Annotated in this window: 13 protein-coding genes; 8 read left to right on the top strand and 5 right to left on the bottom strand. The window is 70.7% G+C overall.

What is annotated here, in order from left to right:
* Nucleotides 1-81: 81 nt before the first annotated feature.
* Nucleotides 82-1413 carry an MFS transporter gene (locus MSA03_RS08710; RefSeq protein WP_261798696.1) on the bottom strand — a complete coding sequence of 444 codons (1332 nt, stop codon included), beginning with the start codon at nucleotides 1411-1413 and terminating at the stop codon, nucleotides 82-84.
* Between the two features lie 144 nt (nucleotides 1414-1557).
* Here MSA03_RS08710 and rpsO point away from each other — a divergent pair, with 144 nt between their 5' ends.
* The gene (rpsO, locus tag MSA03_RS08705; RefSeq protein WP_019180606.1) at nucleotides 1558-1827 is read left to right on the top strand and encodes a 30S ribosomal protein S15; all 270 of its coding nucleotides are present in this window, start codon (nucleotides 1558-1560) and stop codon (nucleotides 1825-1827) included.
* Nucleotides 1828-1923: 96 nt separating this feature from the next.
* Here rpsO and MSA03_RS08700 read toward each other — a convergent pair whose 3' ends face one another.
* The gene (locus MSA03_RS08700; protein ID WP_147050512.1) at nucleotides 1924-2940 is read right to left on the bottom strand and encodes an isopenicillin N synthase family dioxygenase; all 1017 of its coding nucleotides are present in this window, start codon (nucleotides 2938-2940) and stop codon (nucleotides 1924-1926) included.
* Between the two features lie 121 nt (nucleotides 2941-3061).
* Here MSA03_RS08700 and efeU point away from each other — a divergent pair, with 121 nt between their 5' ends.
* The 3 genes from efeU to efeB are packed head-to-tail and all read left to right on the top strand — an operon-like array spanning nucleotide 3062 to nucleotide 6608.
* Entirely contained in the window at nucleotides 3062-4036 is a 975-nt protein-coding gene (gene efeU, locus MSA03_RS08695; RefSeq protein WP_147050510.1) for an iron uptake transporter permease EfeU, read from the top strand.
* Nucleotides 4033-5262, top strand: coding sequence for an iron uptake system protein EfeO (gene efeO / locus MSA03_RS08690; protein WP_147050509.1), 1230 nt, complete (start codon nucleotides 4033-4035; stop codon nucleotides 5260-5262). Before efeU ends, efeO begins: the two co-directional genes overlap by 4 nt.
* Nucleotides 5263-5285: 23 nt before the next feature.
* Nucleotides 5286-6608: an iron uptake transporter deferrochelatase/peroxidase subunit gene (efeB, locus tag MSA03_RS08685; RefSeq protein ID WP_147050507.1), complete on the top strand. Its 1323-nt coding sequence runs from the start codon at nucleotides 5286-5288 to the stop codon at nucleotides 6606-6608.
* Between the two features lie 15 nt (nucleotides 6609-6623).
* Here efeB and MSA03_RS08680 read toward each other — a convergent pair whose 3' ends face one another.
* Complete coding sequence (locus tag MSA03_RS08680) at nucleotides 6624-7811, bottom strand: acyltransferase family protein (protein ID WP_028496035.1); 1188 nt, start codon at nucleotides 7809-7811, stop codon at nucleotides 6624-6626.
* A gap of 125 nt (nucleotides 7812-7936) precedes the next feature.
* On the opposite strand from MSA03_RS08680, the gene MSA03_RS08675 reads away from it, so the two are divergent.
* The 3 genes from MSA03_RS08675 (at nucleotide 7937) to MSA03_RS08665 (ending at nucleotide 11016) form a co-directional block, all read left to right on the top strand.
* Nucleotides 7937-9082, top strand: coding sequence for a N(5)-(carboxyethyl)ornithine synthase (locus tag MSA03_RS08675; protein ID WP_147050505.1), 1146 nt, complete (start codon nucleotides 7937-7939; stop codon nucleotides 9080-9082).
* A 93-nt stretch (nucleotides 9083-9175) separates the two neighbouring features.
* Nucleotides 9176-10375: an LLM class flavin-dependent oxidoreductase gene (locus MSA03_RS08670; RefSeq protein ID WP_371863093.1), complete on the top strand. Its 1200-nt coding sequence runs from the start codon at nucleotides 9176-9178 to the stop codon at nucleotides 10373-10375.
* Nucleotides 10372-11016: a CE1759 family FMN reductase gene (locus MSA03_RS08665; RefSeq protein WP_028496032.1), complete on the top strand. Its 645-nt coding sequence runs from the start codon at nucleotides 10372-10374 to the stop codon at nucleotides 11014-11016. The genes MSA03_RS08670 and MSA03_RS08665 overlap by 4 nt, the downstream gene beginning before the upstream one ends.
* A 6-nt stretch (nucleotides 11017-11022) precedes the next feature.
* Here MSA03_RS08665 and MSA03_RS08660 read toward each other — a convergent pair whose 3' ends face one another.
* Together MSA03_RS08660 and MSA03_RS08655 are read right to left on the bottom strand one after the other, a co-directional pair.
* The gene (locus MSA03_RS08660; RefSeq protein ID WP_170245478.1) at nucleotides 11023-11742 is read right to left on the bottom strand and encodes a gamma-glutamyl-gamma-aminobutyrate hydrolase family protein; all 720 of its coding nucleotides are present in this window, start codon (nucleotides 11740-11742) and stop codon (nucleotides 11023-11025) included.
* Nucleotides 11743-11773: 31 nt separating this feature from the next.
* Complete coding sequence (locus tag MSA03_RS08655) at nucleotides 11774-11956, bottom strand: DUF5302 domain-containing protein (protein WP_028496031.1); 183 nt, start codon at nucleotides 11954-11956, stop codon at nucleotides 11774-11776.
* Nucleotides 11957-12250: 294 nt separating this feature from the next.
* Here MSA03_RS08655 and MSA03_RS08650 point away from each other — a divergent pair, with 294 nt between their 5' ends.
* On the top strand, nucleotides 12251-14521 hold the full coding sequence (locus MSA03_RS08650; RefSeq protein WP_028496030.1) for a polyribonucleotide nucleotidyltransferase: 2271 nt from the start codon (nucleotides 12251-12253) through the stop codon (nucleotides 14519-14521).
* Nucleotides 14522-14542 lie beyond the last annotated feature (21 nt).

Genomic DNA, 14542 nt, shown 5'->3' with positions numbered 1-14542 from the left:
GGGCGGACGCGGATCGCCGCGGGCGGATGCGACGTCCGGAATCCGCCGACCCGCGGCCGGATCGCTACGTCCGGGCCGCGCTCAGGAGACCGGATGCTCGGCGTCGTACGCGCGGAACCGCGGGTTCAGCCGCACGAGGAACAGCACGAGGCCGATGATGACGAAGCCGCCGAGCAGCGGCGGGAACCACAGCGTGGTGGCCGTCGCGAGGACGCCGGCGTACAGCGAGCCCAGTCGTGGCCCGCCCGCGACGACGACGATGAACACGCCCTGCAGGCGCCCGCGGATGGCATCCGGCACGGCGGACTGCACCATCGTGTTGCGGAAGATCGAGCTGATGTTGTCCGCCGCGCCGGACGCGGCGAGCGTCACGGCGGCGAGGACGATGAGGGCGACGTTCGCGCTGCCCTCGTCCACGACCGCCGGCGCGAAGACCCGGAACGCCCCGAGCACCAGCACGATGCCGAAGGCCGCGATGCAGGCGCCGTATGCGATGATCGCCCGTTCGATCCCGCGCCCATGCCATCGGTAGCGGGAGACCGGCCCGGACAGCAGGCTGGAGAAGAACGCCCCCACGGCGATGGCGGCCGTCAGGATGCCGGTGGTGATGGGCCCGCCGCCGAGCAGCAGCGCGCCGATCGCGGGGAAGAGGGCGAGCGGCTGGCCGAACGTCATCGCGACGATGTCGAGGAGGAACTGCAGGCGGATGTTGCCGGCCCGCCGCAGGAACCGCCAGCCGTCGGCGAGCGAGCGCAGCCCCGGCCGCACGGTCTCGCCCTCCGGACGGATGGCCGGCAGTGTCCACAGGCCAAGGAAGAGCGCCGACATCAGCACCAGGTCGATCGTGTAGGTCCAGCCGTAGCCCGTGAACGCGACCAGCACGCCCGCCGCGGCGGGGCCGATCGAGACCATGATGCCCATCGTGATCCCGCCGAGCGCGGATGCCGCCGGCAGCAGCGTCGCCGGGATCAGCCGGGGCACGATCGCGGCGCGCGCGGCCATCACGACCGAGTTCGCGGAGCTGTTGACCACAGCGATCACGTACAGCCACGCGATCGTCTCGGCGCCGCTCCAGGTCAGCGTCATGAGGACGGCGGTCGAGACGAAGGTGACGGTCGCGGCGATGAGCGCCACCCGACGCCGGTCGAAGGCGTCCGCCAGCATCCCGCCGTAGAGCCCCGCGACGATCATCGGGACGAGCCCGGCGACCGCGATCATCGACACCGCGAACGTCGACGCCGTCAGGTCGTACATGTGCAGCATGATCGCGACGATCGTGAGCTGCCCGCCGAGGCCCGCGAGGGTCGACCCGATCCACATCCGCGCGTATGCGGGACTCGTCGTCAGCGGCCGCAGGTCGATGAAGTGGTCGCGGCGCAGGCGCGGGAGGGATGCGCGGCGGGGAGGGGGCACTCGGTCCAGGCTACCCGGCCCGATCTCATCCTCCGAGCGGGACCTGGTAGACTCTGGAGGTTGCCGTTCGATCGGCCGCGGATAAAGAGAGCTCGCACATCAGGTGCCGAGCGCCGCGCAATGACCAGAAAGGGGATCCCATCTATGCCACTCGAATCTGACGCTAAGAAGGCGATCATCGAAGAGTACGCGACGCACCCCGGTGACACCGGATCCCCCGAGGTGCAGGTCGCGATGCTGACGCAGCGCATCAAGGACCTTACAGAGCACCTGAAGGAGCACAAGCACGACCACCACTCGCGTCGTGGTCTGTTCCTCATGGTCGGTCAGCGCCGTCGTCTGCTCGGTTACCTCCAGGACATCGACATCGCGCGTTACCGCTCGCTGATCGAGCGCCTGGGGCTCCGCCGATAAGGCACCGCTCACCAGCGTTCAATCGTCTTCTGCGAAGGCCGTCCCAGGTGTGGGGCGGCCTTCGTCGTTCCCGGCGGCGCCCGGTCGACGGCGCCCTCAGCCGGCGGCGCGGGCGGCCAGGAGGTCGCCGTGCCAGATCCCGGCGACGTCGGGGTGTGCACGCAGCCGCGACTTGAGCGCGTTCTCGCCGTACAGCGAGTGGATGGGGTTCGCCGGGTCCTGCGTGACGCCGCGGGCGTGGGCCGCGAGCTCGGCCGGCAGATCGATGATCGGCAGCCGCGCGTCCAGCGCCGGGTTGAAGAAGAACGGCACCGAGATCCGGTCGTCCGGGAAGGTCGGCGAGATCACGCGGTGGTCGGTGGCCGTGAGGTAGCCCTGCGTCGCGTACTCCAGGAGCTCGCCGATGTTGACCACGAACGCGCCGGGCACGGGCGGGGCGTCGACCCATTCGCCGTCGCGCCGCACCTGCAGACCGCCCTTGCCGGGCTCGACCCACAGGAGGGTGAGGACGCCGGAGTCCTTGTGCGCGCCGACCCCCTGCTGCGGCGTCGGGTCTTCCTTGCCGGGGTAGCGCACGATCTTGATGAGCGTCGAGGGCTCCCCGAAGTGCTCGTCGAAGTACGACTCCGGCGCCCCGAGGGCGACCGCCCACGCGCGCAGCAGCCGGCGCGCGACGCCGGACAGGTGATCGTGCCACTCCGCCACGACCTCCCGGAGCTCCGGCTGGGCGTCCGGCCACAGGTTCGGTCCGATGAGGCGGGAGAAGTCGGGGGCGTCAGGGGCCGTCACCGCGTCGCGCTCCGGTCCGATGTCGATCTGCTCGCGCCAGTCGACCTTGCCCTGCGTGCGCTCGCCGCCCACCCGCGTGTACCCGCGGAAGTGCGGGCTCTTGATGTTCTCGATCGCGAGCTTGTCGGCCTCGGGCAGCGCGAAGAAGTCGCGCGCCGCCCGGTGCAGCCGCGCCTCCAGCTCGGGGGAGACGCCCGTCCCGGTGAGGTAGAAGAACCCCACGTCGTGCGTCGCGCGCCGCAGATCATCACGGAACCGCGCCGCGGACTCGGGTCCCTCGTCGAGGAGGGAGAGGTCGAGGATGGGCAGGTTGAGGTCGGACATGCGTCGAGGGTAATCAGCGCCCGCGGGAGCGGGGGCTTTGTTGCCGTCCGTTACCACGGACCGAGCGCCCGGCTCGAGGGGCCCGTTCGCGAGCCGATGTTGGTGAGGGTAACCTAAGTGGGTGCTCGCCACTTTCCTCATCGGCCTCCGCGAAGGTCTCGAAGCCGCGCTGGTGGTCGGCATCCTCGTCGCCTACCTCACGCGCCTCGGTCGCCGCGACGTGCTGCCGCGCATGTGGGCCGGCGTGGGCCTGGCGATCGTCCTCGCCCTCGGCATCGGCGCGATCCTCACATTCGGGTCCTATTCGCTCACGTTCGAGGCTCAGGAGCTCATCGGGGGGAGCCTGTCGCTCCTGGCCGTCGCGATGGTCACCTGGATGATCTTCTGGATGCAGCGCACGGCGCGCACCCTCAAGAAGTCGCTGGAGGGCGGCATCGACCGCGCCCTCGCCACCGGGGGGCTCTGGGGCATCGTCGTGATCGGCTTCGTCTCGGTCGCCCGGGAGGGCATCGAGACGACCCTCCTGCTCTGGTCGATGGTGCAGTCCTTCGGCGACGCGCCGTCCGCGCTGCTCGGCGCCCTGCTGGGACTCGCCGCCGCCGTGCTCTTCGGCTGGCTCCTCGCCCGCGGGATGCTGGGACTGAACCTCCGGGTCTTCTTCACCTGGACCGGAGCGTTCCTCGTCGTCGTCGCCGCGGGCGTGCTCGCGTATGCGCTGCACGACCTGCAGGAGGCCGGCGCCCTGCCCGGCCCGTTCACCGCAGCCGCCCCGCTCGACCCCGTCACCGGAACCGTCGCCGTCGGGTGGGCCGCCTTCCCGTTCGGCTGGGCGTTCGACGCCTCCGCCGCGATCCCGCCGGGCAGCCCGCTCGCCGCCCTCCTGCAGGCGACCGTCGGCTTCATGCCGCAGATGACCTGGCTGCAGGTCGTCGCCTGGTCCGTCTACATCGCGGTGGTCGGGTACTTCTTCCTCCGGGGCGTGTCACGGCCCGCATCCGGCCGTTCGTCCTCGCATGCCTCGGCACCCGCCGGCCCGGTCTCCGCCGCGCCGGCAGCCGTCACGCGCCCCACCTCCGCACAGCAAGGAGCAGTATGACCCGCCTCCGTTCCCTCGCCGCCGTCGCGGCGCTCGGCCTGACCGCGGCAGCGCTCGCCGGCTGCGTCGCGAAGTCCGACGTCGCGGCATCCGACGCGCTCACGGTCGATTCGTCGGCCTCCGCGTGCACCGTGTCGGCGGCGACGGCGACGAGCGGCACCCTCGCGTTCGAGGTGACCAACTCCGGCGACGAGGTCACGGAGTTCTACCTCCTCGCCGAGGACGGGCTGCGGATCGTCGGCGAGGTGGAGAACATCGCCCCGGGCGCATCGCGCACCCTGACGGTCGTCGCTCAGCCGGGGGAGTACTTCACGCTGTGCAAGCCCGGGATGGTCGGGGACGGCGTCGGCCGCGCCGGCTTCACGGTGTCGGGCGAGAAGGTCGAGGCGAGCGGAGACGACGCCGCACAGAAGCAGCAGGCCGTCGACCTGTATGCGGCGTTCGTGAAGGACCAGGTGGAGAAGCTGCTGCCCGCCGTGCAGCAGTTCGCCGCCGCCTACGCGTCGGGCGACGATATCGCCGCGCAGGAGCAGTTCCCGCGGGTGCGCGCCTACTACGAGCGCATCGAGCCGATCGCCGAGTCGCTCGGCGACCTCGACCCGAAGATCGACTACCGCGAGGTCGACGCCGTCGCCGAGGGCCTGGACTGGACCGGCTTCCACCGCATCGAGAAGGACCTGTGGGTCCCCGCGCAGGACGCGCTGAACTCCGACGACGTCACGCCCGCATGGCAGGACTGGGCGCCGTCGACCGACGCGCAGCGCCAGGGTTTCGCCGACGGTCTCGTCGCCGACGTCCAGACGCTCTTCGACTACGTCCACAGCGACGACTTCACCGCCGCACTCGAGGCGCAGGGTGTCGCGGGCCTCTCCAACGGCGCCATCGCGCTGCTCGACGAGGTCGCCAACGGGAAGATCAGCGGCGAGGAGGACTGGTGGTCGGGCACCGATCTGTGGGACTTCGCCGCGAACGTCGAGGGCTCGAAGATGGCGTTCTCGCTCGTCGGCGACTTCGCCGCGGCCAAGGGTGACGACGGCGCGGCGCTCGTCGAGGACATCGAAGCCGGTTACGCCGACCTGGAGGCCAAGCTCGCCACCTACGGCAGCCTGGATGCCGGGTTCGTCGACTACGCAGAGGTGACCGATGCCGACCGGCGCGACCTGACGGCGCTGATCAACGCGCTCGCCGAGCCGCTGTCGCAGCTGACGGGGACCATCCTGGAGTAGTCCGGGATGCCAGGGAGTGACGGATGACGCGCGACGGTGACCTCGAGGAGACGCCGACGGCGGCCGACCCGTCGGGCGTGCCCCTCGAGGCACCGCGGGGCCTCAGCCGACGCGGACTCCTGGGGCTGATCGGCGCCGGAGGCCTGGTCGCGGGCGGCCTCGGCGGCGCAGCGATCGGCGCGGCCGCGGCCTCCGGCGGCGGCGCCTCCGGAGGACGGACGGTGCACCCGTTCCACGGGGAGCACCAGGCGGGCATCACGACGACGGTGCAGGATCACCTGCACTTCGCGGCCTTCGACATGGCGGACGACGCCACCCGGGACGACCTCATCGCGCTGCTGCAGGACTGGTCCTACGCCGCGGCGCGGATGACGCAGGGGCTGGATGTCAGCGCGAGCGGCGCCGTCGGGGGTTCGCCGCACGCGCCGCCGGACGACACCGGCGAAGCGCTCGGGCTGCCGGCGTCCTCTCTGACGATCACGATCGGCTTCGGCCCCACCCTGTTCGAGAAGGACGGCGTCGACCGGTTCGGCATCGCGGCGCGCCGCCCGGCGGCGCTCACCCCGCTGCCGCGCTTCCTCGGCGAGGACCTCGTCCCGCTGGGGACCGGCGGCGACCTGTGCGTGCAGGCCTGCGCCGATGACCCGCAGGTCGCCGTGCACGCCGTCCGCAACCTCAGCCGCATCGCGTTCGGGCGCGCCGCCCTGCGCTGGTCGCAGCTCGGCTTCGGCCGCACCTCGAAGACCACGACAGCGCAGGCCACGCCCCGCAACCTCTTCGGTTTCAAGGACGGCACCGCGAACATCCTCGCCGACGACGCCGACGCCCTCCGCGACCACGTCTGGGTCGGCGGCGACGACGGCCCCGACTGGCTCGCCGGGGGCAGCTACCTCGTCGCCCGGAAGATCCGGCAGAAGATCGAGACCTGGGACCGGGTGCGCCTCCTCGAGCAGGAGCGCACGGTCGGCCGCACGAAGGGCGAAGGCGGGCCGCTGTCCGGCGGGGGCGAGTTCGCCGAGCCGGACTTCGCGAAGGTGTCATCTGCGGGAACGTCCGCGATCGATGCGCGGTCGCACGTGCGGCTCGCGCATCCCGAGTTCAACGGCGGCGCCCGGATCCTCCGCCGCGGGTACAACTACGTCGACGGGAACGACACGCTCGGCACCCTCGCTGCGGGCCTGTTCTTCGTGTCGTACCAGCGGAGCCCGGAGCAGTTCATCCGGATCCAGAAATCGCTGGCCTCCGACCTGCTGGGGGAGTACTTCGTGCACATCGGCTCCGGCGTCTACGCGGTGCCGCCCGGCGCGGCATCCGGTTCCTACGTCGGCGCGGGCCTGTTCGCCTGATCCCTGCCGCGAGCGTCAGCCGTTCTGGCGCGGGTCCGCGTGGCGATGCGCGGCCGGCCGCGGGGGCGCCTCGGCGTCGCGGCGGGAGCCCGTGGGATCGTTGCGGCGCCCCTCCCGGTCGGCGAGCCCGGGGTCGGCGAAGAGCCAGCGCGGGCGCGGCTCGACGAGCGGGCGGAAGACCCGCCGCACCGGCCGGGTCGCGAGTGCGAGGGCCACCACGACGGAGAGGACGACGACGGAGGGGAGGGCCAGCCAGGTGGGCTCGGCGGTGCGGAGGAACCCGTTCTCGCGGAACGGGTAGAGCACGAACGAGTGCAGCAGGTACACGTACATCGTGTACTGGCCGAGGTGGGTCCAGCGGTGCTGGCCCCGGGGGATGAGGGCCAGGAACGCGATGCTCAGGACGAAGGCGATCGCGAGGAGGGCGAGCCGGACGCCGCCCGCCCACCACTCGGTGCCGCCGAGGTCGGCGTAGCTCTCGTCGTACTGCAGCCAGTCGCGGAGGTTCATGTCGCGCCAGGCATCCGCGAAGAACCACGCGAAGAACCCGACCACCGCGAACATCCCGAGGGCGATCGCCCGCACCCACCAGCGCCGGCGGCGCAGCAGGTCGAACCGGTGGACGATCCGATGATGGGCGAGCCACCAGCCCAGCGTGAAGAACGGCAGCAGCCCCAACGTGCGATCCAGGGACAGGGTCGAGTCGATGTTCGGCAGGTAGCCCACGGTCAGCGAGATCACCACGGTCCACAGCAGCGGCCATTTCAGCAGCGCCAGGTAGGGCAGGACGAGGCGGAAGATCCCGAGCGCGAGGAGGAACCACAGCGTCCACGACGGCTGCGTCAGGTTCGGGTTCGCGCGCCCCTCCACCAGCCACTTCGTCAACGTCCAGAGCGCCTCGAAGATGACGTACGGCGCCACGATGTCGGTCAGCACGCGGGCCATCTGCGTGCGGGACGGCGAGTCCGACTTCGAGAAGTACCCGGAGATGACCGCGAAGGCGGGCATGTGGAAGGTGTAGACGAGCAGGTACAGTCCGAGCGCGATGTCGGAGTCGTACGTGAGCCGCTGCACGGCGTGCCCGAGGACGACGAGGACGATGCAGGCCAGCCGTGCGTTGTCCCACAGCGGCTCGCGGCGTTTCCCCCGCGCGCCGGTGCCCGCAGGTGTGGCGCCGATCGGCGCCGCTGCACTGCCGCTCATCCCACCACCGCTCGCTCGGGAGTGACCAGACTATCCCGCAGCGGGCCGTCGAAGAGAGCCGCTGCGCGGTGTAGCGTCGGAACCCCGGGCCAGGCTCATGCCGGGCCCACGGAACGAGGCGCACCATGACCGCAGCAGGCCTCACCCTCGGCGTCATCGGGGCGTCCCGGAAACCCGATGAGCGCCGCGTGCCCCTCCATCCGGCGCACGTCGAACGCCTCCCCGGCGAGCTCCGCTCACGGATCGTGCTCGAGGAGGGCTACGGCGAGCGCTTCGGCGTGTCCGACGAGGACCTGCGGCCGCTCGTCGGCCAGGTGGCCTCCCGCGGCGCGCTGATCGCGGCATCCGATGTCCTGCTCCTGCCGAAACCCCAGCACGAGGACCTCGCGGAGATGCGGGACGGCCAGGTGCTGTGGGGTTGGCCGCACCTCGTGCAGGACGAGCGGATGACACAGCTCGCGATCGACAAAGGACTCACCGTCATCGCCTTCGAGGCGATGCAGCACTGGGGCGCCGACGGCACGTTCGGGCTGCACGTGTTCCACATGAACAACGAGCTCGCCGGCTACTGCTCGGTGCTGCACGCCCTGCAGCTGTGCGGTTCGACCGGCGACTACGGGCGGAGGCTCACCGCCGTCGTGATCGGATTCGGCGCCACCGCGCGGGGCGCGGTCACGGCCCTCCGCGCCCACGGGGTGCACGAGGTTCGCGTGCTCACCAACCGGCGGACCGCCTCCGTGGCATCGCCCATCCACGCCGCCCACATCATCCAGTTCGACCACGACGACGAGCCGTACCTCAGCGAGGTCATCACGGACGGCGGTCGCGTGCCGCTCGCACCGTTCCTCGCGGAGAGCGACATCGTCGTCAACTGCACGCTGCAGGATCCGAACCGTCCGCTGCCGTACCTGCGGGAGAGCGATCTGGACGCCTTCCGTCCGGGGAGCCTCATCGTCGACGTCTCGTGCGACGAGGGGATGGGCTTCGAATGGGCGCGTCCGACCAGTTTCGCCGAGCCGATGTTCACGGTCGGCGGCAGCATCCACTACTACGGCGTGGACCACAGCCCGTCCTACCTGTGGAACTCCGCCAGCTGGGAGATCAGCGAGGCGCTGCTCGGCTTCATCCCGGCCGTCATGGACGGGCCCGCGGGATGGGCCGCCAGCGAGACGCTCCGCCGCGCGGTCGAGATCCAGGACGGCGTGATCGCGAACCCCGCCATCCTCGAGTTCCAGCGGCGGGCCGGCGGGTATCCGCATCCGCGGGAGTGAGTCGGGAATAGGTTGGTCGCGTACGCGTTACATGGGATACATTCACATGAATAGAAGACGCGAGGAGCGATCGTGAGCGACATCACATCTCAGGTGCAGTTCGGCATCTTCACGGTGAGCGACATCACCCAGGACCCGACGACGGGCCACACCCCCAGCGAGGCCGAGCGCATCCGGGCGACGCTGACGATCGCCAAGCACGCCGAGGAGGTCGGCCTCGACGTCTTCGCGCTCGGCGAGCACCACAACCCGCCGTTCTGGTCCTCCTCGCCGACGACGACGCTCGCGTACATCGCCGCGCAGACCGAGCGCCTCATCCTCTCCACCGCGACGACGCTCATCACGACGAACGACCCGGTGAAGATCGCCGAGGACTTCGCCATGCTGCAGCACGTCTCCGGGGGTCGCACCGACCTCATGCTCGGTCGCGGCAACACCGGGCCCGTTTACCCCTGGTTCGGCAAGGACATCCGCCAGGGCCTGCCGCTCGCCATCGAGAACTACGCCCTGCTGCACAAGCTGTGGCGCGAGGACGTCGTGGACTGGGAGGGCAAGTTCCGCACGCCCCTGCAGGGGTTCACGGCGACCCCGCGACCCCTCGACGGCGTCGCGCCGTTCGTCTGGCACGGGTCCATCCGCACGCCGGAGATCGCCGAGCAGGCCGCGTACTATGGCGACGGCTTCTTCGCGAACAACATCTTCTGGCCGGCCGAGCACTACCAGCGCCTCATCGGGCTGTACCGGCAGCGCTACGCCCACTACGGGCACGGGACCCCCGAGCAGGCCATCGTCGGCATCGGCGGGCAGGCGTTCCTCGCGAAGAACTCGCAGGACGCCGTCACGCAGTTCCGCCCGTACTTCGACAACGCGCCCGTCTACGGACACGGCCCGAGCCTCGAGGACTTCTCCCAGATGACGCCGCTCACCGTCGGCTCGCCCCAGCAGGTCATCGACCGGTACGCGGGGATGCGCGACCTCTACGGCGACTTCCAGCGCCAGCTGTTCCTCATGGACCACGCCGGCCTGCCGCTGAAGACGGTCCTCGAGCAGCTCGACATCCTCGGCGGCGAGGTCGTCCCCGTGCTCCGCAAGGAGCTCGCGAAGAACCGTCCCGCCGAGGTGCCCGACGCTCCGACCCACGCCGGGCTCGTGCGCAAGGCGTACGGCGACGGCCCGGCCCGCGAGGCGCGCCCGCGCGCGAACCGCGGCGACAACCTCAGCGGCCCGTCGCCCTACGACGACACCCCCGCGCCCGCCGGGGCGGCCTTCGGCCTCGCCGGGGGTGCCCGATGACCGCTCGTCGCATCGCCGTCGTCTCCGCCGGGCTGTCGAACCCGTCGTCCACGCGGATGCTCGCCGACCGCATGGCCGCCGCCACGCTGGCCGCCCTCGCCGAGCGCGGGATCGAGGCATCCGTCGACACGATCGAACTGCGCGACCTCGCGCACGAGATCACCGACAACCTGCTCACCGGCTTCGCGCCGCCGGCGCTGGAGCGCGCGGTCAACGCCGTGGTCTCCGCGGACGCGGTCATCGCGGTCACGCCGATCTTCTCCACGAGCTACTCGGGGCTGTTCAAGTCGTTCATCGACGTGCTCGACCCCGACGCGCTGACCGGGACCCCCGTGCTCATCGGCGCCAACGCCGGCACCGCGCGGCACTCGCTCGCGATCGACTACGCGATCCGGCCGCTCTTCGCCTATCTGCACGCCGAAGCCGTCTCGACCGGCGTCTTCGCCGCCTCGAGCGACTGGGGCTCCCACGCCGACGACGTCGCGCCGCTGAGCGCCCGCGTCGAGCGCGGCGCGAAGGAGCTCGCCGAGGCCGTCGCCCGGCGGGAGCCGGTCACGGCCGTCGACCCGTTCGACCCGGCGCAGTACCTCGGCGAGGGTCGCTCGTTCGGTCACCTGCTGGGCGGTCTCGCGGGCGAGTAGGCGCCCTCAGCCGCGGAACAGGCTCGCGCTGCGCTCCCGGACGAGGTCGGCGAACGCCGCGAACGGCGCGGAGGCGAGTTCGTATGGCGTTCCCTCGGCCTCGGGATGCCACTGCACGGCCACGATCGGCAGATCGGGGTGTTCGACGGCCTCGATCACCCCGTCGTCGGCGACCGCGGTCGCGACGAGGCCCTCGCCGAGGTCGCGGATCGCCTGGTGATGACCGGATGCCACCGACACGGTCTCGCCGGGCAGTTCGCCGGCCAGCCGCGAGTCCGGGGCAACGGCGACGGGGTGCCAGGTCCACTCCAGCCCGCCGCACCCGTCGGAGGCTGGGACGTGGCCTCCCGGAAGGTCTTCGACGAGGGTGCCGCCGAAGGCGACATTGAGCACCTGGAGGCCGCGGCAGACCCCGAGGATCGGGATGCCGGCCGCGACCGCCGCCGCCGCGATCTCGAGGTCGAGGTCGTCCTGCGCCGGGTTCACGTCGTAGCAGGGCGCCGACGCGTCGCCGCCGTAGCGGGCGGGGTCGATGTCGCCGCCGCCCGGCAGGACGAGCCCGTCGAAGCTCGCGAGGTCGGTGCCGCGCACGACGACGACATCGAGGCCCTCGGCCCGCACGAGGGCGGCGACGTCGTCGAAGATCGCATTCGCCAGCCCCACCCGGGCATCCGCGCCGTCGGCGTCGGAGAGTCGGGCGGGCATGGCGATGCGGGGGAGGCTCATGCCTCCCATTGTTCTGCAGCCGCGGGGCCGTTCAGCCGCTCTTGCGGCGGAACTCGCGCTTGGTCACCGCGCCATGTGTGCCGTGGACCGCGGAGTCCCCGTCGAGGTGCGCCTCGCCCTTGCGGTGCTGCGCGTTCTTCTTCTCCAGCGCTTCCTTGAACTTGCGCTTGACGTCATCGGATGCGGCGGTGTCGTTGTTCCCGTCGGTGCTCATACCCCCACGATACGCACGGCGGCGGCGCGCTGGTAGGCTGGGCAAGGTTGCCCGGATTCTGTCCGCGGCATCCGCTCAATTCAAAACTGAGCTCATGGAGCAGGCCGGCAGGAAGCTGGTCCCCTGTGGTGGGTTCCCATCTGACGATGGTGATCTTCGACTGGTGACCAGCGCAGGCGGTCACGCGACACGTCTTCCCGACGTGCGGCGCGCCCATACTGCCTGTTCCTGCTCCTTCGCATGATCTCGTGCGCGAAACGCGCGTGCGAGTCTAAACAAAGAAGGAGAGACCTCTTGGAAGGTCCTGAAATCACCGCCGCCGAAGCCGTCCTCGACAATGGACGCTTCGGCACCCGCACTGTCCGGTTCGAGACCGGACGCCTCGCCCAGCAGGCGCAGGGCGCCGTCGCCGCCTACCTCGACGAGGAGACGATGCTCCTGTCGGCCACCAGCGCCGGCAAGCAGCCTCGCGAAGGCTTCGACTTCTTCCCGCTGACCGTCGACGTCGAAGAGCGTTCGTACGCCGCCGGCAAGATCCCCGGCTCGTTCTTCCGCCGTGAGGGCCGCCCCTCCACCGAGGCGATCCTCGTGTGCCGTCTCATCGACCGCCCGCTGCGCCCGTCGTTCGTCGACGGCCTCCGCAACGAGGTGCAGATCGTCGTCACCGTCCTCTCGATCGCACCCGGCGAGTTCTACGACGCGCTGGCCATCAACGCGGCATCGCTGTCGACGCAGATCTCCGGTCTGCCGTTCTCCGGCCCGATCGCCGGTGTGCGTCTCGCGCTCATGCCCGGGCACGGCGAGCACGCCGACCAGTGGATCGCGTTCCCGACCGTCACGCAGCTCGAAGAGGCCGTGTTCGACCTCATCGTCGCCGGTCGCGTCATCACCGACGCCGACGGCAACGAGGATGTCGCGATCATGATGGTCGAGGCCGAGGCCACGGAGGGTTCCTGGAACCTCATCAAGGCCGGGGCCGTGAAGCCCAACGAGCAGGTCGTGGCCGAGGGTCTCGAGGCCTCGAAGCCCTTCATCACGCAGCTCGTCGCGGCCCAGAACGAGGTCGCGAAGACGGCAGCCAAGGAGATCAAGGAGTTCCCGGTCTTCCTGCCCTACAGCCAGCAGACCTACGACTTCGTCGCCGGCCGCGCGTACGACTCGCTCGTCCCGATCTACCAGATCGCCGACAAGCAGGACCGTCAGAACGCCGATGACGAGCTGAAGGACCGCGTCCGCGCGGAGCTCGTCGCCGCCGTCGAGTCCGGGGAGCTCCCCGCCGTCGCGACGACCGAGTTCTCCGCCGCGTACAAGTCGGTGACCAAGACGATCGTCCGCGGTCGCATCCTCGCCGAGGGTGTCCGCATGGACGGCCGGGGCCTGGCCGACATCCGCCCGCTCGACGCCGAGGTGCAGGTCATCCCGCGCGTCCACGGCTCGGCGATCTTCCAGCGCGGCGAGACCCAGATCCTGGGTGTCACGACGCTGAACATGCTCAAGATGGAGCAGCAGATCGACTCGCTGTCGCCGGTCACGCACAAGCGGTACATGCACCACTACAACTTCCCGCCGTACTCGACCGGTGAGACCGGTCGTGTGGGCAGCCCCAAGCGTCGCGAGATCGGGCACGGCTTCCTCGCCGAGCGCGCGCTCGTGCCGGTGCTGCCGAGCCGCGAGGAGTTCCCGTACGCGATCCGCCAGGTGTCCGAGGCTCTCGGCTCCAACGGCTCGACGTCGATGGGCTCGGTCTGCGCCTCGACCCTGTCGCTGCTGAACGCCGGTGTGCCGCTGCGCGCCCCGGTCGCCGGCATCGCGATGGGCCTCGTCTCCGACGAGGTCGACGGCCAGACGCGCTACGCCGCGCTGACCGACATCCTCGGCGCGGAAGACGCGCTCGGCGACATGGACTTCAAGGTCGCCGGCACGAGCGAGTTCGTCACCGCGATCCAGCTCGACACGAAGCTCGACGGCATCCCGTCGTCGGTGCTGACCGCCGCGCTGCAGCAGGCCCGTGAGGCCCGTCTGACGATCCTGAACGTCCTGACGTCTGCGATCGACGGCCCCGACGAGATGGCGCCCACGGCTCCGCGCGTGATCAGCGTGCAGATCCCGGTCGACAAGATCGGCGAGCTCATCGGTCCCAAGGGCAAGACGATCAACGCGATCCAGGACGAGACCGGCGCTCAGATCTCGATCGAGGACGACGGCACGGTGTACATCGGCGCGACCGACGGCCCGTCGGCCGAGGCCGCCCGCGCCCAGGTCAACGCGATCGCCAACCCGACCAACCCGGAGGTCGGCGAGCAGTTCCTCGGCACCGTGGTGAAGATCGCGGCGTTCGGTGCGTTCATCTCGCTGCTGCCCGGCAAGGATGGCCTGCTGCACGTCAGCGAGGTCCGCAAGCTCGCCGGCGGCAAGCGCGTCGAGAACGTCGACGACGTCCTCGCGGTCGGTCAGAAGATCCTCGTGAAGATCACGAAGATCGACGACCGCGGCAAGCTGTCGCTCGAGCCCGTGGTCGAGGAGGCCGCGGACAAGGGTGCCGCAGAGGTGCCCGTCGAGGCCTGATCCGCCCCGCACGACCACGGA

This window comes from Microbacterium saccharophilum, assembly GCF_007992455.1.
Classification (GTDB): domain Bacteria; phylum Actinomycetota; class Actinomycetes; order Actinomycetales; family Microbacteriaceae; genus Microbacterium; species Microbacterium saccharophilum.
This window is presented reverse-complemented; position numbering and strand designations above follow the sequence as displayed.

Bases quoted from the DNA above. Each gene is read 5' to 3' on its own strand.
- MSA03_RS08665 (WP_028496032.1), top strand. From the start codon at position 10,372: ATGACCGCTCGTCGCATCGCCGTCGTCTCCGCCGGGCTGTCGAACCCG.
- MSA03_RS08680 (WP_028496035.1), bottom strand. From the start codon at position 7,811: ATGAGCGGCAGTGCAGCGGCGCCGATCGGCGCCACACCTGCGGGCACC.
- efeO (WP_147050509.1), top strand. From the start codon at position 4,033: ATGACCCGCCTCCGTTCCCTCGCCGCCGTCGCGGCGCTCGGCCTGACC.
- MSA03_RS08700 (WP_147050512.1), bottom strand. From the start codon at position 2,940: ATGTCCGACCTCAACCTGCCCATCCTCGACCTCTCCCTCCTCGACGAG.
- efeB (WP_147050507.1), top strand. From the start codon at position 5,286: ATGACGCGCGACGGTGACCTCGAGGAGACGCCGACGGCGGCCGACCCG.
- MSA03_RS08660 (WP_170245478.1), bottom strand. From the start codon at position 11,742: ATGAGCCTCCCCCGCATCGCCATGCCCGCCCGACTCTCCGACGCCGAC.
- MSA03_RS08675 (WP_147050505.1), top strand. From the start codon at position 7,937: ATGACCGCAGCAGGCCTCACCCTCGGCGTCATCGGGGCGTCCCGGAAA.
- MSA03_RS08655 (WP_028496031.1), bottom strand. From the start codon at position 11,956: ATGAGCACCGACGGGAACAACGACACCGCCGCATCCGATGACGTCAAG.
- rpsO (WP_019180606.1), top strand. From the start codon at position 1,558: ATGCCACTCGAATCTGACGCTAAGAAGGCGATCATCGAAGAGTACGCG.